Genomic DNA, 25,203 nt, shown 5'->3' on the forward strand with positions numbered 1-25,203 from the left:
CAGACACCACCGAACAGAAGGAAAGCGATAGTTGTTTGGTTAAGTGTTTTAAGCAACAAAGAAACTTACAGCATCTATGCGTACACCGGCGGCACCCATCATACCCCCATTTCTCAAACCAGGCGACAAAGTGGCTATTACATGCCCGGCAAAAAAGCTTCCTATACCAATGGACGATGCAGTAAAGCTATTAACCAGCTGGGGGCTCACGGTGATAGTGGGAGAGACGGTAAATGCCAGCTACAACCAGTTCGCCGGTGACGATGACCTACGCGCATGTGACATGCAGCGCTTTATTGATGACGACAGCATCAAAGCGATTTTTGCCGCACGGGGCGGTTATGGCACTATTCGCATGGTGGATAAGGTAGACTTCAGCAAGCTAACTACCAGTCCCAAATGGCTCGTAGGCTTTAGCGACATCACCCTCTTGCATGCGCATATAATCAACAATTACAATGTAGCCTGCATACACGGGCAAATGCCCCTGAACATTCCGGATGCGTCAAAACACTCACTGGACACTTTGCGCATGGCGTTGTTTGGCAAGACATTAAGCTATAATTTGGCACCTAATCCGTTGAACAGAATGGGTGAAGCATCCGGTATTGTCATCGGCGGCAATTTATCTTTGCTGGTAGCTATATCAGGCTCTATTAGCGACGTTGACTATACCGATAAGATCCTGTTTTTGGAGGATGTTGGTGAATATCTGTACGCTATAGACCGTATGCTGCGCTGCCTGGACAGAGCCGGTAAGCTACAGAACCTGGCAGGTCTTATTATAGGTGGTTTCACCAGCACCAAAGACAACGACATTCCTTTTGGTCAGACTATCCCCGAGATGGTAATGGACATCGTTGGTAAGTATAACTACCCTGTTTGCTTTGGTTTCCCAGCAGGGCATATAGATGATAATTGCAGCCTTGTGTTAGGTGCCACTGCAAACCTTGCTGTCAAACAAGATGGTGTGGTTGTAAGTTATTAGCTTTAAAACACATCATTATGACTATATGGCACACTCTAAATAAACACCGGGATTTTGGCTTACTTGTCATCCGTGTGGGTCTCGGCGCTATGTTCATCTATCACGGCTATCCCAAACTTATGGGCGGCCCCCAACTATGGGCCGGTCTCGGAGGGTCCATCAAATATGTTGGCATTAACTTCGCTCCGGTTTTCTGGGGTTTTATGGCCGGTCTAATCGAAGCTGTCGGTGGACTCCTACTGGTATTGGGATTATTATTTAGACCCGCATGCCTGTTTTTACTTATTAACATGGTGGTAGCAGCAATGTCGCACCTCGGCAAAGGTCAGGGCCTCGGCGAAGCGGCACATGCTATTGAAGATGCGGTAATGTTCCTGGGGTTATTTATTATTGGGCCGGGGAAGTATAGTGTGGATAGGAAGTGATCAATATTCACCTCTACAGAAATTTCATGTTTGTTAATAATTTTATAACTAGATATTTAGTACATTTAATAAAATATTAACCACCATGAAAAAAATCACAGCCCTTACATTGCTGCTTACACCATTGGCAGCTTTGGCTCAAGACAAGTTAGTTAAAAAGAAAATTTCGTTAAATCTAACTGAAGAATATCACGTTTCTGCCAAAAACAAAGATCAGCGTGAAGGTTTGTATATGGTAACTGATCCAAATGGCAGTGCTGTTGTACGCGGTAAGTATGACAATGGCAAAAAAGTGGGTACCTGGTTTTTTTACAACCCTGATAATAAGCTTAGCCAACAATATGACTATAATACAGGTAAGTTGTTATACACTGATCAGGATTCCGGCTCTTACGTAAAAGTAGATTACTCCATTGCAGCGCCTGAAAATGCGCAAGTACAGCCCCCTGTTAAAATAGGCGGAGCAACGCTGGCGTTTTTAACATTCTTTAACAGCAAAGATATCCCCGCTACTATACTTAAGGAAAAAACAGACGTTAGTGTTAAATATACTATAAGCGTCGACGAAGCTGGCCATATAGCTGACGCCTGGGCAGATTATGAAAGCGCCGGAACAATAGAAAGAAAAAGATTAAGCGTGCGTCCCAACTCATCCGGGCTGCTGGACTTTATTCCTGCACAAATTAACGGCAAGCCAGTTAAAAGCACAGTAATAATGGCTACTACATTACCTATGGATGTTAACAAGCAAAACTCCTATAATATGATGATGTCTAATCAAAAGCAATAAGACTACTTCTTTTTGGTAAGTACATTAATAAAAAAAGCACCTCAATTGAGGTGCTTTTTTTATTAAATAACGGGTTACGGCCTTGGGCCTTCATAAACCCATGTCTCGTCAAACTTTGTTCTAACAGTACTTCCTGGTTGTAATAAAAAGTACTTAACCTTAAAGGTAGCACCCTTTGTTCCTGGAGTACCTGAAGTAAACTTGTTTTCTCCAGATGGATCCAGTTGTGCAGATCTGCCGTTTGAAGCAGGCTGACCGTAGAAGTTTACTACCTTGGTAATATTACCTGCATCGTCAAAAGTAAACACAGGAGAGAAAGAACCATAATAGCTATCTGCCCCAGAGCTTAAAAACCTATGACCATAAGTTTTGGCGTAACCATAATCGAACATTACTGCGGTGCTTGATGTCATGGTATAAAGGTCAAACCCAGTAGGAGACTTCGCTGTAAATGCAGCGTTTGTTAAGTCCACCATTGTACCGGTAACTGTATACCTGCCGTCATATTTATTTTTAGCACCAATAGAATACAGTACTGATCCAAAATTACCGCTTATGGTACCCATTGAAGCAGATTTTATGGTAAGTGGCAAAGCATATGCTTTAGAGAAATCAAATGTTGATGTAATTGCTACGTTAACAGGGAAAGTAGCTCTTCTTTCTCCTTTTTTGATAACCACAGTAGTAGTTGGGATGGTATAGTAAGTGCTTGGAAGCAACTCATACCCGTCCGCATCGTTTGCCTCTGCCTTGGTATTATATTTTGCCAAAGCGGCTTCATCAACACCCACCTCTACAGTAATATCCTGAGGAGCTACATCAGTACCTGAGTAACTTACAGTAACATCGAATGATCCAGGCGTTCCTGCCACATATTGTTTAGCGTAAACTGCATATTGATCATTAACACCCGAGATATAACCATCGGTGGTATAAAACTCAACAATATTTTGAGGTTTGTCACCAATTTCAGCTCTGTCTTTCAGACAAGAAGAGATTCCCGTCACAAGCGCTATAGCTGAAACAATGCTTAGAAATTTTTTCATTTTCTTTTAATTAAATAGTTAATTATTTAGCCCAAAAAATCTTATCACTGAAAGGATTTATTCCACTAGGGGTATTTGCGCTATTGTATGAATACTCAGATACCGGATAAAGGATACGGGTTGGCAATTTGTTAGGAGCGGTTGAAACTGATACAGTAGATGCAAATGTGGTTGTAGGCGTGTTACCTGTTATAGCAGGGTAGCCTGTTCTCCTGAATTCGTTCCACGCTTCTGCTCCAAAAAGGTAAGCTAACGCTATATACTTCTGGTTAATAATTGCTTCAACTTTTTGTTCGTTAGTACCCGCAAGATCAAAGTTAACCAAACGGTTAGTTGAGTTGTCTGACAGGTAAGTTGCATAGTCGCCATTAGCATCGCCAACTACTGTACCTGATGCATCCTTGTACAGATAATTGAAAGAGGCTTTAATTCCATTGTTGAACAATGCCTTTGCATCCGCTCCTGAAATTATTCCTCTAACAGCCGCTTCTGACTGAAGCAAGTAGCTTTCAGCTGCCAGCATTAAAGGTTGGCCAGCCGTTTCGCCTTTTAAAATACCCTTACCTGTACTTCCAGAACCCTGTACAGTAGTACCTACATCGCGTAATGTATAAAAGAACGCAGGTGTTGGAGCTTTTGATGCAGACGCGCTGGTGTTACCCAACTGGTTCGATAACGTGCTATTGCCGTTGTAACCGAAAAAGATCACTTTACCACGGGCTGGGTCACTAATTTTAGTTCCGTTAAAGAAGCTTAATATCCATGGAGAAGCAAGGTAAACGTTAGCAGCACCTCTTACAGCACCAGTTTCTGAGAAAGCCCATTTATCCCACATTGGGTTTTGTTTACCTACTGTTTTAGTGTAACCCGGGTTAACGAGTGCATCAGTAGTTAAAAAGCCTACTGTAGCATCCGGTGTAGGTTTAGTAAATGCAACCTTGCTGCCTGCACGAACGATTAAACGAAGCTTAATTGTATTAGCAAATTTCTTCCACAGGCTAAGATCACCTTTAAACAATACATCGCTGGTACCAAAAACACCACTGGTTGTTCCGGCGTTTAATGTAGCTATTGCAGCATCTAATTTGTCGCCAAGGTCTTTGTATATTACTTCACCATCTGTATAAGTTGGTTGAAGAACACTAGATCCTTTTAATGCGTCTAAGTAAGGCACCTTATTGTAAGTATCAACAAGCATTTGGAAGTCATAAGCCCTCATTATGTTGGCTGTTGCATTCTCAATAGATGCAGGGTCGGTGTTATCAATAATGTATTGGTAATCCTCCAGGTTGTCATATGTATTCTGGAACAATCCGTTAAAATCACCTGTGGTGAAGTTGTAAGATATTAAGTTACCTAAACTTCCAAAACCACCCGCATTACCAAAATACCCGTTCAAACGTGAGCCATACTCATTGTAGTCGCCACTGTTAGAGATTAACGATGCCGTCGCCGTTAGCGCCTGCGGAAATACAAGCGCAGGCGTAGCCGTGGTTGGCTGATTGGGGTTAGTGTTGATATCCAGATATTTCTTGCAAGATGTTGCAGAAACAATACAGATACCTGTTAAAACTATACTAAATATTTTTTTCATGATATTTTACTTAAAATGTTACTGAGATTGTACCACCGAAATAACGAGACGGAGGTGTTTGTCCCAAGCCTGTCAGACCAATAGCGTTACCGCTTGCGCTCGCGTCACCATCACTATACTCAGGGTCTGTGTACATATTTGATTTAGGAGTGAACAGGAACAAGTTACGCCCTTGTACACTTAACGTTACACCCTTAATAGCTTTAGTTTTAGAGAACAATGATTTTGGCAGATCGTAAGCTAATGACGCTTCACGAATCTTCCAGAACGCACCAGAGTATACGTAGTTAATATCTACCGCGTTGCGTGATGCATCTGTCCAGTAACCGGTACCACCATCACGTACAGTAATGTTAGTATTAGCAACATACTGGTTAGTAGCAGGATCTAGGTAAGATGAATTAGGAATAACAAAACGGTCGCGATTGTAGAAACCACTTACGTAAGATGAACCAGAGAAGTCAAGAGTGAATGCACCCCTGTTGTAAACGCTGTAACCACCGCGGTATTCAGCTAACGTAGAGAAACGGAAACCTTTCCACCTTACACTTAAATTTAAACCTAAGATGTCAGTCGGGTTGGCATTAGCTAACACAGTGATCTGATCTGAAGGAGATGGATAACCTGTGATTGGGTCAACAATTATGCGACCCTGATCATCACGTTTAGCATCATGACCCATAATAACAGGGAACGATTCTCCAGCTTGAGCATAAGATCCAACACCTGAACCATATGTTGCAAGGCTTAACCTTTGGATATCTGCGCTTATAGACTCAACCCTGTTTTTGTAATGAGCATAGTTAGCACCTATGGTTACATCCCAGTCGCGGTTACGATAAGCTGTAAAGTTAATTGAAGACTCGATACCTTTTGAGCTGGTTTCACCTACGTTAGTGCGGAAGGTGTTAAAGCCCGTAGCTGTAGATACACCTGTCTCAATTGTTTGCGCGGTAGTTCTTGAGCTAAAGTAGGTAAACTTAGTAGCAATTCTGTTGTCCCAGAAGTTAGCGTCGAAACCAAGCTCGTATGCTTTGGTAATTTCCGGTTTAAGGCTGTTAGACACAATTGTATTACTCAAAGAAAAACCACCCTGGCCATTGTAAGGGAAACCTGAGTTTTGGCTGAAGGTTGGTAATAAGGCGTAAGAACCAAAGTTTGAGCCCAAGTTAACCTGGCCTACCTTTGAAACACCACCACGAAGTTTGATGAAGTCAATGCCTTTAATATCCTTTAACTCACGGAAAGCGTCGGTAACTACGAATGATACGTCGGCAGCCGGATAGAAGAATGAACGGTTTTCAGGAGCTAAAACTGAAACCCAGTCGTTACGACCTGTAGCATGCAAGAACAAATAATCTTTGTAACCAACTGTCAAATCGCCGTAAACGCCTTGTTGGTGAGAAGTGTAATAGTTAGATGTTGCGGTTGGTACGTTTGTACTGTTAGACAAGTTGAACAATCCAGGAACAACTAATCCGTTTACAGTAGCTCTCAAGTCCTTTTGCGTGTCGTTACGGATACTTGCGCCTAAGATCAACTTAAAGCTAAAATCTTTTACGTTTTGGCGTATACCAACAAGAAAGTCAGAGTTAACACGTGTGTTATAAAACGAGTAATCTTCGTTAGATCCCAATATATCAGTTCTTTTGTAAGTACCTGCAAACTCAGGACGAGCGCTAGATTTTACGTAATCATTGAAGATGAATTTATCAACAAATGTTTTTTCAGATTGGTTACGGGTAGAAATACCTACACGGTAAGTGAAATCTAACCACTTAAGCGGGTTGTATTTTAACTCCACGTTACCTACTAAATAGTCATTCCTTGTTTTACGACGGTTATTATCTGCAATAAAGTAAGGGTTGTTATAGTAAGCGTTGAAGTAACCGTTAGGATTAGCATACTCATTGTTTCTCCAGTCTTTATAGCTGGTGATATCAATCTGACCAGGGCTGTTCAGCAAGTTGTCATATATAGTTGCTGTCTGGCTGGTTTGGTCATAACGATTTTGAGTATAACCAGCGTTATAGGTCAGGTTAAGATTGCTGTATATCCTTTGAGTACCATTAACCCTTAAGTTAACACGGTCGAATTTATCACCCGGGGTTGTACCGCTAATTTTAGCGTACTGACCAGAAGTGTAAATAGTAGAACGATCATTACCCGATGACAGGTTGAAGTCGGTCTGGTTAGTTAAACCATTTTGCCAGAAATCAGTTTTTTTATCTGACCATTGGTACGGCAGCATCTGCTGATCACCGTTCACAAGAGGCAAACCAACTGGCCTTATCACACCGTCAAATGCAGGACCATATTGCTGATTTTCATAAGCTATGTATTCCTGTATATCACCGGTAGAACCTGAACCAAATCCTTTTTGAAATTTAGGATTGAAAGATACCTGCTCGATTGTGGTAGTTTGAGATACACGAATAGCAGTATTACCGCGCTGACCTTTTTTGGTCGTAATGATTAACGCACCGTTTGATGCCTCAGAACCATATAACGCAGCAGCACCGGCACCATTTAGCACCTGTACGTCTTCAATATCCTCAGGGTTGATGTTACCCAGAATAGAGTTAGGCACAATTACGTTATCTACCACAACAAGCGCTTCGTTATTACCTTTTAACGAACGAAGACCGCGCAAAACGATACGGTAGTTAGGGTTAACACCGCTGCTGGTAGCACTAATACGTAAACCTGCAACTTTACCGTTCAAACCAGCAATAGCGTTAACAGGCTTTGCAGCAGTTAAAGCCGACGGGCGAATTGTAGTTGAGTTATAGCCTTGCTCTTTCTTACGGGCTTCAATACCACCGGCTGTTACAACAACCTCGCTCAACTGGCTGGCGCTTGAGCTTAATGAAGCATTAACCACGTTGCCAGCACCAACAGCTAGCTGCTGCCTGCCGAAACCAATAAAAGAGAAAGTAAGAGATTTTGCCGATGCCGGCACACTTAAAGAGTACTTACCCGTTGCATCGGTTTGAGTACCAACGGAAGTTCCTGTCACTGTAACACTTACCCCAGGTAACGGCAAGCCGTCATCCTTTGAAGTAACTGTACCAGTAACCGTACGATTTTGTGCATAAACCTGGGTTACGCATAACATCAGGAAACACAAACTTACTAGTAGAAGTTTTTTCATGTTTGTTAATAATAAGATCAGTTAATAGTTAATTAATCATAAAAGTAGTGTTACGGTATCAATAAATCAAATCATTTCAAAAAAAAAGGACGTTTTTGTTAAAAAAAGTTAAACAAATAAAAAAAACTGATAAATTTAGTACTATGTATTGCATAATACATTCTTAAACATATATCTTTGCATTATGATTGTTGAGAATACACAAACCCAAATGAGGAAAGGCATACTGGAGTATTGCATACTTTCCATTATAGCGCAGGGTGAGATATATGCTTCAGACATTATAGCTGAACTTAAAAAGGCCCGCCTGCTTGTGGTAGAGGGTACCTTATACCCGCTGCTTACCCGATTAAAGAACAACGGCCTATTATCTTACAACTGGGTGGAATCCACCTCCGGTCCTCCGCGGAAGTATTACGTACTAAGCGAGGAAGGCCGTAAGGTGCTGGAACAACTGGATACTACCTGGCAGGAGCTCTCCTTTGCCGTACAAACAGCTATCGGAGAAAGAAAAAAATAACTACCCTATAAACCATCACCCATCATGAATAAGACTATTATTATAAATATTAACGGCACTGTCTTCCATATTGAAGAGGATGCTTACGAAATACTTAAAGCGTACATGACCGATGTTACGCGCCACTTTATGAACTCGGCCGATAGCCTGGAGATAACTACCGATATTGAGAACCGTATTGCTGAAATGCTTACCGACATACTGGTTCGCGAAGGCAAGCAGGTTGTTGTAGCACAGGATGTGCGTTATGTTACGGAACAAATGGGCTCCGTGGCTGATTTCGAAGCCGAAGCTAACGGCGAAACGCCTGGCACAGGGTTTTCAGCTTTTGCTGGCACTAATCGCCGCCTTTTCCGCAATCCCGACGAACACCTGATTGGTGGCGTTGCTGCCGGTATAGCCAATTACTTTGATATCGACGCCATTTGGGTCCGCCTTTGCTTTGTGCTGCTATCGGCTATGGGCGGTTTTGGTTTGTTACTTTACATAGTACTCTGGATAGTTGTGCCAAAAGCGGTTACCCGAGCAGACCGTATGGCTATGAAGGGACAGCGCCTGGACCTGCAAGGATTTAAAACCAATTTTGAACAGGAAATGAGCACCTTAAAAGGTAACCTGCACACCCTGAGCCACGATGCCAAACCTTTGGCCTATAAAACCCGCGATTTTGCAGGCGATGTATTCAGCCATACCGGTTCGTTCATACGCACAGCAGGCAAGCTGGTTTTTAAAGCTTTCGGTATAGCCATTATTGCCTCATGTTTTGCCGGCATTATAGCCCTTATAGTAGCTATTATATCTTTTGTGGTATATGGTAACCCGGGTATGCGCCACGTATTTCCGTTTAACATTGTAAGTCATGACGTTAATACTATATTCCTGGTATGCACATTCCTGATGGCGGCCTTGCCTTTGCTGGCTATTATGCTTGCACTCATCAACGTTATCTTTAAAAGCAATAGCATTGGCCGCACAACCGGCACCGCTTTGTTAATGACCTGGGTTGTAGCCCTGTGTATAGTTATCTATTACACTGCAAAAGCGGGTGCAAACTTCCGTGAGGGTGCCACTATCAGCCAAACAATTAAGGTAGCCCCAATGGCCGACAGCACTTATTATTTAAAGCTGAACGATGTTAAACTCCTCTCTCGTGAGGACAGCGTAAGGTTGAACATAAAGGGCAAGCTGGATGGCCGTGTTATTTTGGATGATGATTATGACAACGACATGGATATGCCAAACAAGAACATCGACCTCTATATAGAAAAAGCTGATGTTGCGCAGCCTACACTTGTAGAATCGTTTACAGCACGCGGATCAGACTACCAGGAGGCGCTGGATAATGCACGTGGCATCCGTTACCAATTTGTACAGCAAGGTAGCACGCTTAAGTTTAACCGCCGCTTTGAAAAAGACGAAAACCAATACTGGCGCGCACAGGAAGTGCATCTGACACTTAAGATGCCGCTTAATTCCAAACTGGTTATTGACGAATCGCTCGGCCGTTTTTTAAGGAATATCGATATTTGGGATTGCAAGAACCAAAACAAGCAGGAGAATGCAAGCTTTGCTAAGTTTATCATGACCGACAACGGCCTGCAATGCAAGGTGGATACTTTGGTTATACCTAAAACAGACAAGCGCCTGGCACCCGCAGACACCACAAAGGTCGATACCGTAACATCCGGCAACTAACAACATGAAAACCTTATACAAGTATATAAGCCTGCTGATCATCGGCGGGCTTATATTACCTTTCTGCTCCTCCGGAATAAAAATTTTTTCGTCATCAGTACCGCTGCAAATACAACCGCAAACACAACCGCAACAGGTTGTAAGTGAATACCAAAACAGCTTTTCTGTATACCCTACCCTAATAGAAAACCTGTTCCCCGTGCTTAAAAATCAAAATAGTTTGTAACCTACTGCCTCTTTTAAGCATCTTATACACAAACGCACAAACAATAATTAACAACCACAAACCCTACCATATGTATAAATACATCTCCGCTAATACTTCCCGCAGCCGCAGCTAACACCTGCCCGCAAGGCTGAACCAACTCAAATTTTACCGGCGCTAAAAAAACCGGGGGATTCCCCGCAGGAACTTTATTGCCCAAATTTTACTAAACATGAAAAAACTTATCCACTCTCTATATATCCTAATGGTTGTGCTATTTGCCGCTAATGCGCAGGCCCAACCACAAAATAAACAACAGCAAACGCTTAGTCTTTCGGGCGCGCTGGTAAACGAACAAGGCAAACCACTGGATTATGCAACCGTTACCCTGCTGCGAGCAAAAGATTCGTCTGTTGTAAAAGGAACCTTAACCAGTGAAACCGGCTCTTACCTGTTCGACAAGTTGCAGGCCGGCAAATACATTGTTGCGGCTACAAACATTGGCTACAAAAAAACCTACAGCCCAGCAGTAGAGATAACAGGCGATCAGGCTACAACTACAGTACCTGCAATTAAAATGCTGCAAAGCAGCCAAAGCCTGCAAACGGTTAACGTGGTAGCAGCCAAGCCACTGATAGAACGAAAAATGGACCGCACCGTGATGAATGTGGAGAACAGTGTACTTGCAGCAGGCAACTCTGCGCTTGAAGTGCTCGAACGTGCACCGGGTGTATCTATAGATAAAGACGACAACATCAGCCTCAAGGGGAAGCAAGGTGTTACTGTGATGATAAACGACAAGCTTACGTACATGTCGGCTTCGCAGTTGACTACCATGCTAAAGTCGATGGATGCATCAACCATACAGTCTATCGAGATCATTACTAATCCATCAGCTAAGTACGATGCCTCAGGCAACTCCGGCATCATCAACATAAAGCTTAAAAAGAACAAACAAACAGGCACCAATGGCAACCTGAGCTTAGGTGTTGTTAAAGGACGCAACTGGCGAAATAATACCAGCCTGAGCCTGAACCACAAACAAGGCAACCTGAACCTTTTTGCTACTTTAAGCAGGGGGGATCAAAAACGCGAGAATATCCTGAACATTGACCGCCGGGTAGACAGCGCGCAAAGCAGTACTTATTTTAAACAAAGCACCTCGCTTCTATCAGAAGTACATTATAATAACTACCGTTTTGGGGCCGATTATGCCACATCCTCAAAAAACACCGTTGGCTTTGTAATTAATGGCGATTACACAAACGAGTATAACAATCCAAATAAGACTACAACGCAGTTGGGCCGCACACCAGATGCAAACGACTCCTACCAAACAACACTTGCCAACATTAAACAAACCTACCGCAACTTTGCAGCTAATGTTAATGATAAATTACAGCTGGATACCAACGGACAAGAACTAAGTGTAGATTTAGATTACTCTATCTTCCATAATGGTTCTGATGCCCGGTATGAAACAAACTTTTTACTGCCGAACGGTTCAACACAGCGCCCGCCGCAGTTTATACTTAACCAAACCCCTGCAACTATAACCATCTGGACACAAAAAGCAGACTATGCCCTACCTTTAAACAAAACCATGAAACTGGAAGCCGGTGTAAAGTTTAGTTCTGTAAAAACAGATAACGACCTGCAGGCGCAGATAAACAGCGGCAATATATTTATAAACGACACCAGCCGAACCAATCACTTTATCTACGAGGAGAAGATTGCCGCCGGTTACTTAAACCTGAATAAAAGTTTTAAGAAAACTTCGATACAGGCAGGCTTACGTGCAGAACGCACATCATCAATGGGTGATCTGGTGACCAAGAACCAAGTGGTGGACCGCAAGTACCTTAACTTCTTCCCAAGCGTTTTTATTAACCATACACTGTCTGACAAGCATGAATTAGGCTTAAGCTACAGCCGCCGAATAGACAGGCCAGGATATGATCAGCTGAACCCTTTCCGCTTTTACCTGGACCAGTATACCTACGAGCAGGGCAACCCGTTCCTGAAACCACAATACACCAACTCATTTGAGCTAAGCTATACCTATAATAAGACCATAAACCTTACTTTGGGCTATGCTAAAACTACCGACGTAAGTACAGAGATCATCCTCACCGATACCATTAGCAAGGCAACTTACCAAACAAGGCTTAACTTAAATACGCAAAACTCTTACTCCGTTAACATCAACTCGCCGTATACCATTACGAAATGGTGGACAGGTAATGTAAACTTTAACGGCTTTTACCAGCAGTATAAATCTGCCGATCTGTTAGGAGCTAATTTGAACAATGGCAAGGCCACCTTTATATTACGTAGTACCCAAACCTTTATGGTAGCCAAAGGCTGGAAAGCGGAAGCGACAGGTTACTACCAGTCGCCGCTATCCTTTGGAATATTTGATATCAGGCAGCAATATGCTGTAGATGCAGGTGTGAGCCACTCCTTCTATCAAAAGAAAATGAACGTAAAGTTTGCCGTGAGCGACATTTTTAATACCCGCCGCAATGCTGTTAGCAGCCACTACCAAAGCGTAAACCTGGATGTGCACCAGAAAAACGAAACACGTTTAGCCAGGCTAACCTTTACTTACAACTTCGGTAACAGCAAAATTAAAATGCGCCAGCACCAAACCGGAGCTGACGATGAAAAGAACAGGGTAAAGAGCGGGAATTAAAAGCCCCCTAGCCCCCTGAAGGGGGAACAGAAGTTTAATTACTGAAATGAATAAGGCCTGCTGATGAGTGATCAGTAGGCCTTGTCATTATTAACCTTAACGTCGAGCTATCGCTTGTAAATCTTGTTCCCCCTTTAGGGGGTTAGGGGGTTGCGGCTAGGTTATCGGTGGGTTTACTGCCCCACCATAAACACCGCGTTGCTGAACAGCAGTTTGCCGTTTTCCCAAAAGCTGCGGAACAATGGATCATCAGCAAGGTACACTACCGATCCGCGGCCCATCTCCTGAACGCCGATCACCATACCATTTGCCATTTTCTTTTTGGTTTCGGCACCCACAAAGCCGGATACATACGCATTGCCCTTTAAAGTACCTACGTTCCAACCGTCATCATCGCTAAAGTAGTCGTATATCTGGTCGTTCATCTTTAGCGTGTAATAAAAGTTTGGCAAGCCAAAACCCAGGGGATGTGTATTATCAAGATTAAGCTTATAAATAGCACCCGGGATGTTTGATGAGATAGCTTCGCGTTCCCGGTTGGCATACAACTTGGTTTGCTGCTGTTTATCTTTTGCTTTGTCGTCCTTCTTATCTTCTTTACGCTTCAGCCCGAAATCTTTCTTGTCTGCCAATAACGATACCGCGTTTTCCATTGCTATTAACCTGCCGCCATCACGTATCCAGCTTTGTAATTTGTCTGACGGGAAATTATCATAACGCCCATCTGCAAAAATAGCTACGTCGAAGTCTGCTATTTTGGTGCGATTAAGGTCCTGGTAGCGAACAAGGCTTATAGGATAGCCTATCTGTTGTTCAAACAAGTGCCACACCTCTCCCATTGATTCGGAGTTTACACCATCTCCGGCCACCAGCATTACCCGGGGCTGTTTGATGTAATGAACCATGTCCGATCCTATGTCATAACCTTTGTCCACAAAGCCTGAGGTTAAAGGTGTAAGTTCGTGCTCCATCTCGGCAGCGGTTGAGGTAACCACCTGGTCAAAGTCTGCACGATCGTTCCCGGCTTTGGTGATAAGCAGCGAACCTGCCATGAATTTTTTACCCGCCGATTCGAACGGTTGTTCTGCGTACCGCACTTTTATACCCTTCTTTAACAATGCCGACAGGAACCTAACATCAGCAATAGACTGCCATGCAGATACATAAGCATACGCCTTAGTATTAGTAAGTACTTGTGGTTTAATAACATTCCAGGAGGTAGTTGCCGGTTTTAACGACTCCTTTAAGCCATAAGCCCGCAGCCCGAAAGCATAGGGCAGCGCCCATGCAGTAATATCATAAGTGGCCGAATCTGCAATAAAGGTTTTAGGCTCCATTAACACATTTAATAATACAGCTTTAGATTGCGCTGCATTAATCACCAGGTCATTGCCATCTACACTGGCCGTTTCGGTTTTACCGGTAAAATAATCAAACCCGGTAACGCTTTTTGAAAACAACCCGTAACCAAATTTTATACCATTGCGGCTAAGCATTTCGGCCAGTTTGCGTGTCTTCTCGTTATTATCGTTCTTCACAACGTAGGTCTTAAACTCTCCGGGAGGATTGGCGATCCCATTATCATGAAACTTCTTGAACTCGCTTAAAAGCTTTGAAGCGTTTGCTGATACCGTTTGTATAGTGCTGATGCTGGTAGAATGGTGATGCGCCACGCGCTGCACAAGTGTAAGTGTGTCGCCGCTGCGGGTTTGTACTGCAAGCCCTCCGCCAATGCCGCCTTGTTCGTAGGTCATGCCTATTGCGCCATTGTACAACGGGTAGGTATCGCCATAAGATGGGTACAGCAGATCAAATATCTGTTTGGTAAAGTACATCCAGCCATTCTTATCAAAATCTTTAGCGTTACCTTTTCCAATGGTCACCTGGAAATCTCGCTGCCATTGCGTAATATCTTTATGAAAGGGTTCTGCAGCAGGTGCAAAATAATAAGGCGCGTTGTAGCCTTGCTCGTGGTAATCAACATGCACTTCGGGAAGCCATTGATTGTACAGGCCAACACGGTTTTGTGTTTCTTTTTGTGCCTGCCATGCCCAATCCCGGTTAAGGTCGAAGTAATAGTGATTCACCCTGCCACCAGGCCAGGGCTCAGCATGTTCGCGCGCGGTTGGCGTAGGGTCTGGTTTGCCTGCTTTTACCGAGTTATAGAAGTTTACGTAACGGTCGCGTCCGTCAGGGTTCAGGCAGGGGTCTATCACCACCAGCATATTCTTAAGCCATTCTTTATTTTGGCTGTTGGCAGGATTCACCAGGTCATACAGCGTCCACATAGATGTTTCGCTGGATGCAGGCTCGTTACCGTGTACGTTAAAACTCAACCAAAGTATCACCGGCGCATTGCTAAGATTCGCCGCTCCGCTTTCCATACCTGCAAGCTTCAAGTTGTTGTGGCGAATATCTTCTAACCGGCCAATATTCTCGTCAGATGCTATAAACATAGCCAGCTGCGGGCGGCCCTCGTTTGTAGTACCAAACTGTTGCAGTTTTACATTTTTAGATGCCTGCGCTACATATTTAAAGTATTCTACAATGCGGTAATGCGGGGTAAACTGCTCTCCAAGCTGGTAACCAAGGAACTCCGCAGGCGATTGTATGCTCTGCGCGTAGGTTGATGCCGTGAAAACAAAAGCAGTAAAAACTAAAAGTAGCCTTTTCATCATATTGATCAGTTTAAGGGGCAATGCAATGGCTAATCTAAATAAAAGCCGTCAAAATTTGCTATTCACCATTAATTTACAGCCAAAAGCTGCTATTTACAATTGATTGTTACTAATTATCTCGATATCTATTAACATTTTTTAAAGACACGCAATTTATTCAGGCAGAAGTCATGGGTATATCATTAGGGTGTTTCAAAACTGTTTCGCTTTTCATCAATTCACCGCAAGGTTGAAATTTAATGTATTTGATATATCAGCTTAGTAAATAGCCTCTTATAAGGCCTTTCTCAAGTTTTTATACTGTTTCGGTCTGTTTCGCTTACAAACACAAGTACCTAGTTATCAGCAATATGCGTAATAGAGGTGTTTCGGAGTGTTTCGCTTTCAACCGAAACACTTTGCGGTAAACAGGTTTGCAGCAATGCTTCCAAAAAAATGCACATTTGTAACGGCAAATGGAACCTTTAGCAGCGCTTCAAAAATATTTCGGGTACACACAGTTCAGGCATTCACAGGAAGCCATTATTAACCATGTGCTGGATAAGCGCGATGTAATGGTGTTAATGCCCACGGGTGGTGGTAAATCTATTTGCTACCAGTTGCCGGCAGTGCTGCTAAACGGGTTAACGGTGGTCATTTCGCCACTTATCGCCCTAATGAAGGACCAGGTAGACAGCCTTAACCTAAGCGGTATACCTGCCGCGTTCCTCAACTCCAGCCAATCGCCGGAGGAGCAACGTGATATAGCGCTGCAGCTGCAAAACAATCAACTGCGGCTGCTGTACGTAGCGCCGGAACGTTTGTTTGGTGCCGAAAGCAGGTTAATGACTTTTTTAAAGACGCTTAACGTTGTACAAATAGCTATTGACGAAGCGCATTGTATATCGCAGTGGGGCCACGATTTTAGGCCGGAGTACCTTATGCTTGCAGGTTTGAAAACGGAGTTTCCGGATGTGCCTGTAATTGCCCTTACCGCTACCGCGGACAAGCTAACGCAGAAAGACATTCTTGATAAACTTAACCTGAACCATCCTGCGGTTTTTGTTTCCTCTTTCAACCGCGAGAACATAACGTATCGCGTCATCCCAAAAAAGAACAGCCTGCAGCAGCTTACCAACTTCCTGAACGAGCGACGGGAAGAGTCCGGTATTATTTACTGTCTTTCGCGTAAATCTACCGAAGAACTTGCCGATGACCTTAAACGTGCAGGCTTTGCAGCAGAAGCCTACCATGCCGGGCTTACCAATGAGCTAAAAGCCAGGAACCAGGAGGCATTCCTGCGGGACGATATCAGGATAATGGTAGCCACGATTGCCTTCGGAATGGGTATTAATAAATCTAACGTGCGTTACGTGGTGCATGCCGATCTGCCGAAGAACATCGAGGGCTACTACCAGGAAACCGGCCGCGCAGGTAGGGACGGACTTGCATCAGACGCCCTGCTGCTGTATTCACCCGGCGATGCAGTAAAGCTAAAGCGTTTTGCAATGGTGGAAGACAATCCGCAGCAAAGCGCCATAATGCTTAAGAAACTGGATGATATGGTAAACTACTGTCAGCTGCATGCCTGCCGTCGCCAGTATTTACTCAACTATTTTGATGAGCAGTTCCCCGATAATTGCGGCTCCTGCGATTATTGCTTCAGTGAATTTGAAACTTTTGACGGTACACTCATCGCACAAAAAGCTCTATCTGCCGTGGTCAGGTTGAAGGAGCGTTTCGGGATAAACTATATTATTGATTTTCTTCGCGGCTCAAAAGCCGAAAAGATCCGGGAGGAGCACAAACAACTTAAAACCTACGGCGCAGGTGCGGATATCAGCAAAGCCGACTGGCAACGCTATATGCGTGAACTTATAGCACAGGGTTATTTACGCGTTACTGATGATGAGTACGTATCCTTGAAACTTACTCCCAAGAGTGAATTAGTGTTGAAGGGCGTTGAGAGAGTGGAGCTTATCTCTTCCCAAACCATCGAAGAACGTGATGCAGCTACGCTGGATTTTGAGCCACAGCTCCTGGCCGATCTGAGGAAAATGCGTTACGACATGGCGCAGTTGGAAAACGTAGCACCATACATTATCCTTTCTGATGCCGGTTTGCAAGAGATGGCGACCTACCTGCCGCAAAAAATGGAGGAACTGAGGCAGATCTCCGGCTTTGGAGATATTAAACTGGCAAGATACGGCAGAGAGTTTCTGCAGGTAATAACTGGCTACAGTAAAGCAAACGGACTAGAGTCGCGCATTAACTTGAAAGCGGCAAAACCTATCCGTAAACCTAAAGCTGACAAGGTTCCCGAAACGGCTAAAGTAAGCCTGGAACTTTTTCGGCTTGGCAACACCGTGGCCGAAATAGCTTCTGCAAGAAGCCTCTCTCCTGTTACGATAGAATCGCACCTTACTAATTTTATACAAACAGGCGAACTTGATGTACATACATTTGTTGATGAGAATAAAATACCAGCCATTAAGGACGCAATAGATAGTTATGGAAATGAGCGCCTTGCTCCATTAAAAGAAGCTTTAGGCGATGATTATACATACTCTGAAATTAAGGCCGTTGTGGCTTATTACAAATTTAAAGCAGCGCAATTATGATAACCATACCAGACCTATACGCTATATACCAACGGCACCCTGTTATTAGTACAGACACGCGGAAGATAGCACCCGGCAGTTTGTTCTTCGCGCTTAAAGGTGATAAGTTTGACGCCAATACCTTCGCTGAGAAAGCTATAGAAGCAGGCGCCGCCTACGTTGTGATTGACAACCCGGAGTATGCTTTAGACGAAAGGTACCTTTTAGTTGAAGATGGTTTAACTGCGTTGCAGCAACTTGCGGCTTATCATCGCAGCTTGTTAGATATACCTGTAATAGCGCTCACCGGCAGCAACGGGAAAACTACCACCAAAGAGTTAATAAACGCTGTTTTGTCGCAGCGATATAAGACGCTTGCTACAATCGGCAATCTTAACAACCACATTGGGGTACCTTTAACATTATTGAGCATTAGTACTGCTCATGAGATGGCCATAGTAGAAATGGGGGCTAATCACCAAAAAGAGATTGCGTTTTTGTGTACCATAACCCAGCCAACTCACGGGTTGATAACAAATGTGGGTAAGGCGCACCTTGAAGGATTTGGTGGTGTAGAAGGTGTGAAGAAAGGAAAAGGCGAGATGTACGATTACCTCGCCAACATGCAGCCGGAGGACACCAACGATAAGCAAAGAATTGCCTTTATAAACAGCGATGACACCACCTTGCTAGCTATGCAGCAAGAGCGTGGACTCACCAATGCAATTTACTACGGCAAAAACGATGACGAAAGAAACCTTATAAGTGGTAAGCTGGTTGACAATTCGCCATTTTTGGTAGTAGAGTGGGCGGACAAGTTTTGTGGTGAAAGCTTTACCATTGCATCTAACCTTACTGGTGCATATAATATAGATAATATACTGGTCGCCATTTGCATAGGAGCAACATTTGGAATGAGTGCTGCCGAGATAAACGATGGCATTGCAGGCTATCACCCTACAAACAATCGGTCGCAAGTAATGCAAACTGCAACCAATACCCTTATCTGCGATCTGTACAATGCCAACCCCAGCAGCATGTTTGTGGCCATTGACAATTTAGATAAGATGGCAGGTGCGCGCAAAGTACTTATCTTGGGAGACATGTTTGAAATGGGCGAAGAATCGGCTGCAGAACATATAGCAGTAATTAAGAAGGCCCTCGACGCAGATGTACAGGAACGTATTTTCATCGGCCAAGATTTTGCTAGCCAGCAAACAGAAGTCAACGGGGCAGGAATAGCTAGCAGCACTTTCTATTTAACCGCTGAAGATGCTATTGCGGGATTGAAGAGCAATCCAATAACTAATGCTACTGTTCTAATCAAGGGTTCGAGGGGAATGGCGCTGGAGCGATTGATAGCATTATTGTAATCAGCTTTTGAGTAGCAGATCGGCAACTTCTTCACCAAGCAGGCTGCCCATGGCTACTCCCATGCCATTGCACCTAACCGCGCAGAAAACGTTAGGCTTTACTTGCTTTACTATTGGGCTTATATCGCTACCAAACCCCATAATACCACTCCACCATTGCTCCACCTCAAACGATTGATCGGGAAGGATGTTATCTTTCAAATAGGTTAGCAAGCTTTGGCGCACAACATTCGTATGGCCAAACTGGTGTGTCTCTTCATCTTTAAAGTTGAGGTTACGACCACCACCAAACAGCACACGCCCGTCTATATTGCGAAAATAGTAGTATCCTTCGTTGAAGTGATAGGTCCCTTTTAGTTTTAAGCCTTGTACCGGCTTTGTAACTAATACCTGGCCCCGGCCGGGCACTACGTCCAGTTCCGGATAAAGTTGGCTGGCAAACGCGTTTGTAGCTACTATGACTTTGGTTGACTTAAATAAACCAGATGAGGTTTGCAGTGAAATGCCGCTACCGTCCTCATCAATCGTATTGATCTCACAATTATTTAGTACCAGAATATCTTTAGCATAAACCCGGTTAAGCAATGTGCGCATCATTTTCCCGCTATGTAGCTGTCCCTCAAACGGGTTGTGGATCATGTGGCTTACGCCTTTTATGCCAAAATCAGCATTTTTTCCGTTAGCAACTGAATAAATGTCAGTAGCGCCAATGGCATTCCTTAGCAAGTTATTTAACAAGCTAATTTTATCTATGCATTCTTCTGCATGGCTCTTTTGTTCAGCAAAAAATATCTCGTTTCCCCCATGCTGCTGGAAGTCTATATTGGCATCTCCCAGATTTTCTCTTAAACGATGTAACCCCTTCCATTTGTAAGCCGCTAAGCGGGCCACCTCTTCCTCCGGAGCATGCTTTAAAGCTTCTAATTGTTCAGAAACCGTCCCGAAACACGCAAAACCAGCATTTTTTGTACTAGCGCCGCTTGGCAAAAAACCTCTTTCCAGCACCAACACCTTCATCTCAGGTTCGCATTGCTTTAGCTGCAAGGCGGCACTTAAGCCAACCAGCCCGCTGCCAATTACAATAACATCTGCATTGCCAGTAAAAGCCGTACGCTCCCAATAAGAAAAGTTTGCCCCATCCATACTCATCAAATATAAAAGGTAAAAGCACAAAGCTAAGCAGCACTTGGGCTTCTTCCTTTAAGATGGAATACTTTTTGAAATACATCCCTTAATAAATATAGAGCAATGTTAAACTTATCATTCATACTAGCTTTTATAGCACCAGGCTCTGCCTGGCTGCTCATGATTGTTGTCGCACTCATCAGTTTCTTCGTGCAAATGCGCTTTAAAAGTAAGTTTAGGCAGTACTCAGAAATGCCCCTGCTTTCGGGCTTGTCGGGGAAAGACGTTGCAGAGCGTATGCTAAAAGACAACGGCATTTACGATGTTCGCGTTATATCGGTTGAAGGCCAACTTACTGACCACTACAACCCTGCAGATAAAACTGTTAATCTTAGTCCGGATGTTTACCACAGCCGCAGCGTTGCAGCTGCAGCAGTAGCCGCTCACGAGTGCGGGCATGCTGTACAACATGCAAAAGCTTACAGTTGGCTCAGCCTTCGTTCGGCGCTGGTACCTGTTGTCAACGTGGCATCAACCCTTACACAATGGACTATAATGATAGGCGTGATGCTGCTAATTTTTTCCGGTAGTCCATACGTGCTGGCAATTGGAGTAGCGGCGCTGGCGTTAGTAACACTGTTTAGCTTTATTACCCTGCCAGTAGAATTTGACGCCAGCAATCGTGCACTGGCATGGTTAAATAACAATTACACAGTAATGCAAACCAGCAATGAGCACACACAGGCCGAAGATGCGCTTTGGTGGGCCGCAATGACGTATGTAGTTGCGGCACTGGGCTCGCTGGCAACATTGGTATACTATGCATCCTTTCTGAGTAATAGAAGAGATTAACACATGTGGTAAAAAATAAAAGGCTGCCTGAGTAATCAGGCAGCCTTTTATTTTAATTATTATATTTAATTATACCTGTAAGGAGCTATCAGATAAAATTCGGGTATTTGTACGTTAAATAGTGAATGATCGAGCAAACGCTCCATTTGATACTCTCCCTTCATGCTGCCCATATCTGTTTTTAAATTGCAGCCGGATACGTATTCGTGAGAGTTGCCAGGCTCAATTATTGGCTGCAGGCCTACAACACCCTCCCCTTCTACTTCGCGCTTGGCCCCGTTAGAATCAAAAATATGCCAGTGCCTGCTAATGAGGCGAACGGCGTAATTACCCAAATTTTCAATAACAACCCGGTAAGCGAACATAAAATGATCGTTAGCAGGGTTAGAGTATTCGGGTTGGTATATTGTTTCAACTGAAACTTTAACACCTTCAGTTATTGTAGTAGCCATTGTGATAAATCTCTTTGTGTCAAATATATACGATGGAAACAAATATTAAGCCATCTCTAAGGCATATTTTTTATCTACCTCGGCCAATATCTCCTCTATTTCTTCTACGGTTGCAGCCGTAACAAGTTTCATCCTAAATTCTTTAAAGTCAGGCACGCCTTTAAAGTAATTGCTATAATGGCGGCGCATCTCAAAAATACCTGTTCTTGGCCCCTTCCACTCCATTGATTTAATAAGATGCGTACGGCAAACGTCTATACGCTCAGCTATTGTAGGCTTATCAAGGTACTCGCCGGTTTTGAAGAAGTGTTTTATCTCCCTGAAGATCCATGGATATCCAATAGCTGCACGACCAATCATCATTCCATCTACTTCGTACTCCATGCGCCATGCCGCAGCCTTTTCAGGAGAATCAATATCACCGTTACCAAAAATGGGGATTTGTATCCTTGGGTTCTTCTTGATATCGCGTATTAAACGCCAATCGGCCTCTCCTTTATACATCTGAGATCGGGTACGCCCGTGTATAGTAAGCGCTTTAATGCCAACATCCTGCAGGCGCTCGGCTACTTCATATACATTCTTGGTGTTATCGTCCCATCCCAGCCTTGTTTTCACAGTTACCGGCAAATGTGTAGCCTCCACAACGGCTTTGGTCATGGCTACCATTTTATCAACATCCTGTAGCAAGCTTGCGCCGGCACCACGACATGCTACCTGTTTAACAGGGCAGCCATAATTTATGTCCATTAAATCGGGCTTTGCCTGCGTGGCGATCTCGGTAGCCTCGCGCATGTGCTCAATATCACTGCCAAATATCTGGATGCCTATCGGGCGTTCATATTCAAATATATCCAGCTTTTGCCGACTCTTCGCTGCGTCACGTATCAATCCCTCCGAAGAGATAAACTCGGTGTACATCATATCCGCGCCGTTTTGCTTACACACATACCTGAAAGGCGGATCGCTCACATCTTCCATAGGTGCTAGCAGCAGCGGGAATTCGCCCAGATCAATATTTCCAATTTGTACCGACATAGATTATATTCGTGCAAAATAACGAAAAATACGCTAAATGGTAAAAAGCGCTGATAATCAACAGTCACCGGCACTTCAATTTTTGATATTTACGCTGATGTCAATAGGCATTGTACTACTTTTTAACTTTATAGCGCTTGGTATTGTAGCAGCTATTTACGGCATGGCGCCGGTAATGCAGATAAGCCGAATGGACTTCTCGGATCCGGACTCAACCCGAGCCTTATACCTGCTGCAAATCATTAGCACCACATTTCCACTTTTTATAGCCCCGGTAATATTTGCCCGGTTTTCAGCTAAAGACACTACAACTTATCTTAAACCTACCGTACAGTTTCCCTGGTTGTTAATGATAATAGTTTTTGTTGTTATGCTGATTTCGGCACCGTTGGTAGAGGCACTTAGCAACATCAATCAACAAATGGTGTTGCCCAAATTTTTAAAGGGTATTGAAGACTGGATGCGCAGCAGCGAGCAACAGGCACAAAAGCTTACCAAAGCTATACTGAGAATGGATAGTATAGGTGATATGCTGAAGAACCTGTTCCTGGTAGGCTTACTTACTGCTATTGCCGAGGAGTTCATGTTTAGAGGGGTGCTGCAGACTATTATGCTAAAATGGACCGGCAATACTCATGCAGCTATATGGATAACGGCAGCGTTGTTCAGCGCGTTCCACATGGAATTTTTCGGGTTTTTACCCCGCATGCTGCTCGGTGGTTTATTTGGCTACTTTGTGGCATACAGCGGCAGTATGTGGCCTGCTGTTTGGGCCCATTTTATTAATAACGGAACGGCTGTTATTGTAACATATTTATTTCAGCACAAGAAAATTAAGCTAAACCCCGACGACTCGCATACTTTTAATGCGCCGGGCTATTTATTTAGCCTGATAATTGTTATACTTTTGCTGGTAGTTTATAAGAACGTTGCCCAGGGCAAAAAGCCGGCACTGAACTAAATGGAAAAGAATTGGGTTAAGATTTTTACCTCATCCAACTTTTATCAGTCAGAAATTGTTAAGCAGATGCTTACCGGGCACCATATTGACGCTGTTTTGCTCAACAGGCAAGCATCGTCGCATCAGGCTTTTGGCGATATAGAGGTTTACATTCACAAGGAGGACTTTAGCGAAGCCATTGAGCTGATGATACTGAATCAAATTAATACATGAAGACACGCGCCATCACAGGCTTCTTTTTTATAATTGTAATGCTTGCCTCGGTACTTTTGGGCCATTACACCTTCGGGGCTTTTTACCTTATACTCACTCTGCTCTGCCTGCACGAGTTTTACGGACTGAACATTAAAAGTGGTATAGAACCTAACCGCCTGGCAGGGTTTGTTAATGCCGCATTTATTTACGGCGTGTTTGCGTTTATTACATACAACAACAATCCATTAGCTTACAAACTGTCTTTACTGCTCACGTTTAGTATTAGCGGCGTTTTCATAGCCGAATTGTTCAAAATTTCAGTATCTCCGTTTAACAATATAGCATACACGTTACTGGGTTTAATATTGGTATGCTTGCCGTTTACGTTCTTTCATGCATTGGCATACGTACAGGGTGGCTTTAATTTTCACTTCCCGCTGGGCTTCCTGCTGATGCTTTGGTCTAACGACACCGGCGCATACCTAGTGGGCCGTGCTTTTGGCCGTACTAAGCTTTTTGAACGACACTCACCTAAAAAAACATGGGAAGGTTTTATAGGTGGCGTTGTAATCGCTGCTTTGGTAGGCTATGTATTAAGCCGCTACTTTACAGAATTGGAGTGGAAGCAATGGATGTCGGTAGGGATAATTATCGGCTGCTTTGGCACTTTGGGCGACCTGGTGGAGTCAATGTTTAAGAGAAGTATCAACATAAAAGATTCTGGCGGTATACTGCCGGGTCACGGCGGATTGCTCGACCGCTTCGACGGACTCTTAATAGCTGCACCAATTGTATATACTTACCTATACTTTGTTGTGAAACCTTAACTTTGTAATAG

20 protein-coding genes are annotated in these 25,203 nt (G+C 43.7%); 13 read left to right on the plus strand and 7 right to left on the minus strand.

All coding sequences use genetic code 11. The features are described 5' to 3' along the window. Positions 1–76: 76 nt before the first annotated feature. From AC59GT_RS13000 to AC59GT_RS13010, 3 genes are all read left to right on the plus strand, one after another. Positions 77–988 (plus strand): S66 peptidase family protein, encoded by a 912-nt coding sequence (locus AC59GT_RS13000; protein WP_497238038.1) that lies wholly within the window; start codon positions 77–79, stop codon positions 986–988. A 17-nt stretch (positions 989–1,005) separates the two neighbouring features. Continuing rightward, a complete protein-coding gene (locus AC59GT_RS13005; RefSeq protein ID WP_497238039.1) occupies positions 1,006–1,413 on the plus strand; it encodes a DoxX family protein in 408 nt (135 codons plus the stop codon). An 85-nt stretch (positions 1,414–1,498) separates the two neighbouring features. Next, positions 1,499–2,203, plus strand: a complete 705-nt coding sequence (locus AC59GT_RS13010; protein WP_497238040.1) for a toxin-antitoxin system YwqK family antitoxin — start codon at positions 1,499–1,501, stop codon at positions 2,201–2,203. 74 nt (positions 2,204–2,277) lie between these two features. On the opposite strand, the gene AC59GT_RS13015 is transcribed toward AC59GT_RS13010, so the two are convergent. From AC59GT_RS13015 to AC59GT_RS13025, 3 genes are read right to left on the minus strand one after another with little or no spacing between them, the layout of a single operon-like run. After that, positions 2,278–3,249 carry a DUF1735 domain-containing protein gene (locus AC59GT_RS13015; protein WP_497238041.1) on the minus strand — a complete coding sequence of 324 codons (972 nt, stop codon included), beginning with the start codon at positions 3,247–3,249 and terminating at the stop codon, positions 2,278–2,280. 22 nt (positions 3,250–3,271) lie between these two features. Beyond that, positions 3,272–4,843 (minus strand): SusD/RagB family nutrient-binding outer membrane lipoprotein, encoded by a 1,572-nt coding sequence (locus tag AC59GT_RS13020; protein ID WP_497238042.1) that lies wholly within the window; start codon positions 4,841–4,843, stop codon positions 3,272–3,274. 10 nt (positions 4,844–4,853) lie between these two features. Continuing rightward, on the minus strand, positions 4,854–7,997 hold the full coding sequence (locus tag AC59GT_RS13025; protein ID WP_497238043.1) for a SusC/RagA family TonB-linked outer membrane protein: 3,144 nt from the start codon (positions 7,995–7,997) through the stop codon (positions 4,854–4,856). A 184-nt stretch (positions 7,998–8,181) separates the two neighbouring features. Here AC59GT_RS13025 and AC59GT_RS13030 point away from each other — a divergent pair, with 184 nt between their 5' ends. The 4 genes from AC59GT_RS13030 (at position 8,182) to AC59GT_RS13045 (ending at position 13,112) form a co-directional block, all read left to right on the plus strand. Beyond that, complete coding sequence (locus AC59GT_RS13030) at positions 8,182–8,517, plus strand: PadR family transcriptional regulator (RefSeq protein ID WP_117383360.1); 336 nt, start codon at positions 8,182–8,184, stop codon at positions 8,515–8,517. Between the two features lie 24 nt (positions 8,518–8,541). Then, the gene (locus AC59GT_RS13035; RefSeq protein ID WP_497238044.1) at positions 8,542–10,212 is read left to right on the plus strand and encodes a PspC domain-containing protein; all 1,671 of its coding nucleotides are present in this window, start codon (positions 8,542–8,544) and stop codon (positions 10,210–10,212) included. A gap of 4 nt (positions 10,213–10,216) precedes the next feature. Continuing rightward, positions 10,217–10,438, plus strand: a complete 222-nt coding sequence (locus AC59GT_RS13040) for a hypothetical protein (protein WP_497238045.1) — start codon at positions 10,217–10,219, stop codon at positions 10,436–10,438. Positions 10,439–10,649: 211 nt separating this feature from the next. Then, a complete protein-coding gene (locus AC59GT_RS13045) occupies positions 10,650–13,112 on the plus strand; it encodes a TonB-dependent receptor domain-containing protein (RefSeq protein WP_497238046.1) in 2,463 nt (820 codons plus the stop codon). A gap of 173 nt (positions 13,113–13,285) precedes the next feature. On the opposite strand, the gene AC59GT_RS13050 is transcribed toward AC59GT_RS13045, so the two are convergent. Then, positions 13,286–15,790: a M14 family zinc carboxypeptidase gene (locus AC59GT_RS13050; protein ID WP_497238047.1), complete on the minus strand. Its 2,505-nt coding sequence runs from the start codon at positions 15,788–15,790 to the stop codon at positions 13,286–13,288. A 455-nt stretch (positions 15,791–16,245) separates the two neighbouring features. On the opposite strand from AC59GT_RS13050, the gene recQ reads away from it, so the two are divergent. Both recQ and AC59GT_RS13060 read left to right on the plus strand, forming a co-directional pair. After that, positions 16,246–18,390 (plus strand): DNA helicase RecQ, encoded by a 2,145-nt coding sequence (recQ, locus tag AC59GT_RS13055; protein ID WP_497238048.1) that lies wholly within the window; start codon positions 16,246–16,248, stop codon positions 18,388–18,390. Further along, positions 18,387–19,742: a UDP-N-acetylmuramoyl-tripeptide--D-alanyl-D-alanine ligase gene (locus AC59GT_RS13060; protein ID WP_497238049.1), complete on the plus strand. Its 1,356-nt coding sequence runs from the start codon at positions 18,387–18,389 to the stop codon at positions 19,740–19,742. The genes recQ and AC59GT_RS13060 overlap by 4 nt, the downstream gene beginning before the upstream one ends. Here AC59GT_RS13060 and AC59GT_RS13065 read toward each other — a convergent pair whose 3' ends face one another. Next, positions 19,743–20,885 carry an NAD(P)/FAD-dependent oxidoreductase gene (locus tag AC59GT_RS13065; RefSeq protein WP_497238050.1) on the minus strand — a complete coding sequence of 381 codons (1,143 nt, stop codon included), beginning with the start codon at positions 20,883–20,885 and terminating at the stop codon, positions 19,743–19,745. A 105-nt stretch (positions 20,886–20,990) separates the two neighbouring features. Here AC59GT_RS13065 and AC59GT_RS13070 point away from each other — a divergent pair, with 105 nt between their 5' ends. Beyond that, a complete protein-coding gene (locus AC59GT_RS13070) occupies positions 20,991–21,719 on the plus strand; it encodes a zinc metallopeptidase (RefSeq protein ID WP_497238051.1) in 729 nt (242 codons plus the stop codon). Between the two features lie 65 nt (positions 21,720–21,784). Here AC59GT_RS13070 and apaG read toward each other — a convergent pair whose 3' ends face one another. After that, positions 21,785–22,171 (minus strand): Co2+/Mg2+ efflux facilitator ApaG/CorD, encoded by a 387-nt coding sequence (gene apaG / locus AC59GT_RS13075; RefSeq protein WP_117383344.1) that lies wholly within the window; start codon positions 22,169–22,171, stop codon positions 21,785–21,787. A gap of 45 nt (positions 22,172–22,216) precedes the next feature. Beyond that, positions 22,217–23,209, minus strand: a complete 993-nt coding sequence (gene dusB, locus AC59GT_RS13080; protein WP_497238052.1) for a tRNA dihydrouridine synthase DusB — start codon at positions 23,207–23,209, stop codon at positions 22,217–22,219. Between the two features lie 37 nt (positions 23,210–23,246). Between dusB and AC59GT_RS13085 the strand changes: the two genes are divergently transcribed. The 3 genes from AC59GT_RS13085 to AC59GT_RS13095 are packed head-to-tail and all read left to right on the plus strand — an operon-like array spanning position 23,247 to position 25,192. Continuing rightward, positions 23,247–24,170 carry a CPBP family intramembrane glutamic endopeptidase gene (locus tag AC59GT_RS13085; protein WP_497238053.1) on the plus strand — a complete coding sequence of 308 codons (924 nt, stop codon included), beginning with the start codon at positions 23,247–23,249 and terminating at the stop codon, positions 24,168–24,170. Continuing rightward, entirely contained in the window at positions 24,171–24,383 is a 213-nt protein-coding gene (locus tag AC59GT_RS13090; protein WP_117383338.1) for a putative signal transducing protein, read from the plus strand. After that, complete coding sequence (locus AC59GT_RS13095) at positions 24,380–25,192, plus strand: phosphatidate cytidylyltransferase (RefSeq protein WP_497238054.1); 813 nt, start codon at positions 24,380–24,382, stop codon at positions 25,190–25,192. Before AC59GT_RS13090 ends, AC59GT_RS13095 begins: the two co-directional genes overlap by 4 nt. The last annotated feature ends 11 nt before the right edge of the window (positions 25,193–25,203 follow it).

The sequence above is a fragment of the Mucilaginibacter sp. 320_HR genome (genome assembly GCF_059691875.1).

Excerpts from the sequence above, each read along its gene's own strand:
- AC59GT_RS13000 (WP_497238038.1), top strand. The coding sequence starts at position 77 with ATGCGTACACCGGCGGCACCCATCATACCCCCATTTCTCAAACCAGGC.
- AC59GT_RS13005 (WP_497238039.1), top strand. The coding sequence starts at position 1,006 with ATGACTATATGGCACACTCTAAATAAACACCGGGATTTTGGCTTACTT.
- AC59GT_RS13010 (WP_497238040.1), top strand. The coding sequence starts at position 1,499 with ATGAAAAAAATCACAGCCCTTACATTGCTGCTTACACCATTGGCAGCT.
- AC59GT_RS13015 (WP_497238041.1), bottom strand. The coding sequence starts at position 3,249 with ATGAAAAAATTTCTAAGCATTGTTTCAGCTATAGCGCTTGTGACGGGA.
- AC59GT_RS13020 (WP_497238042.1), bottom strand. The coding sequence starts at position 4,843 with ATGAAAAAAATATTTAGTATAGTTTTAACAGGTATCTGTATTGTTTCT.
- AC59GT_RS13025 (WP_497238043.1), bottom strand. The coding sequence starts at position 7,997 with ATGAAAAAACTTCTACTAGTAAGTTTGTGTTTCCTGATGTTATGCGTA.
- AC59GT_RS13030 (WP_117383360.1), top strand. The coding sequence starts at position 8,182 with ATGATTGTTGAGAATACACAAACCCAAATGAGGAAAGGCATACTGGAG.
- AC59GT_RS13035 (WP_497238044.1), top strand. The coding sequence starts at position 8,542 with ATGAATAAGACTATTATTATAAATATTAACGGCACTGTCTTCCATATT.
- AC59GT_RS13040 (WP_497238045.1), top strand. The coding sequence starts at position 10,217 with ATGAAAACCTTATACAAGTATATAAGCCTGCTGATCATCGGCGGGCTT.
- AC59GT_RS13045 (WP_497238046.1), top strand. The coding sequence starts at position 10,650 with ATGAAAAAACTTATCCACTCTCTATATATCCTAATGGTTGTGCTATTT.
- AC59GT_RS13050 (WP_497238047.1), bottom strand. The coding sequence starts at position 15,790 with ATGATGAAAAGGCTACTTTTAGTTTTTACTGCTTTTGTTTTCACGGCA.
- recQ (WP_497238048.1), top strand. The coding sequence starts at position 16,246 with ATGGAACCTTTAGCAGCGCTTCAAAAATATTTCGGGTACACACAGTTC.
- AC59GT_RS13060 (WP_497238049.1), top strand. The coding sequence starts at position 18,387 with ATGATAACCATACCAGACCTATACGCTATATACCAACGGCACCCTGTT.
- AC59GT_RS13065 (WP_497238050.1), bottom strand. The coding sequence starts at position 20,885 with ATGGATGGGGCAAACTTTTCTTATTGGGAGCGTACGGCTTTTACTGGC.
- AC59GT_RS13070 (WP_497238051.1), top strand. The coding sequence starts at position 20,991 with ATGTTAAACTTATCATTCATACTAGCTTTTATAGCACCAGGCTCTGCC.
- apaG (WP_117383344.1), bottom strand. The coding sequence starts at position 22,171 with ATGGCTACTACAATAACTGAAGGTGTTAAAGTTTCAGTTGAAACAATA.
- dusB (WP_497238052.1), bottom strand. The coding sequence starts at position 23,209 with ATGTCGGTACAAATTGGAAATATTGATCTGGGCGAATTCCCGCTGCTG.
- AC59GT_RS13085 (WP_497238053.1), top strand. The coding sequence starts at position 23,247 with ATGGTAAAAAGCGCTGATAATCAACAGTCACCGGCACTTCAATTTTTG.
- AC59GT_RS13090 (WP_117383338.1), top strand. The coding sequence starts at position 24,171 with ATGGAAAAGAATTGGGTTAAGATTTTTACCTCATCCAACTTTTATCAG.
- AC59GT_RS13095 (WP_497238054.1), top strand. The coding sequence starts at position 24,380 with ATGAAGACACGCGCCATCACAGGCTTCTTTTTTATAATTGTAATGCTT.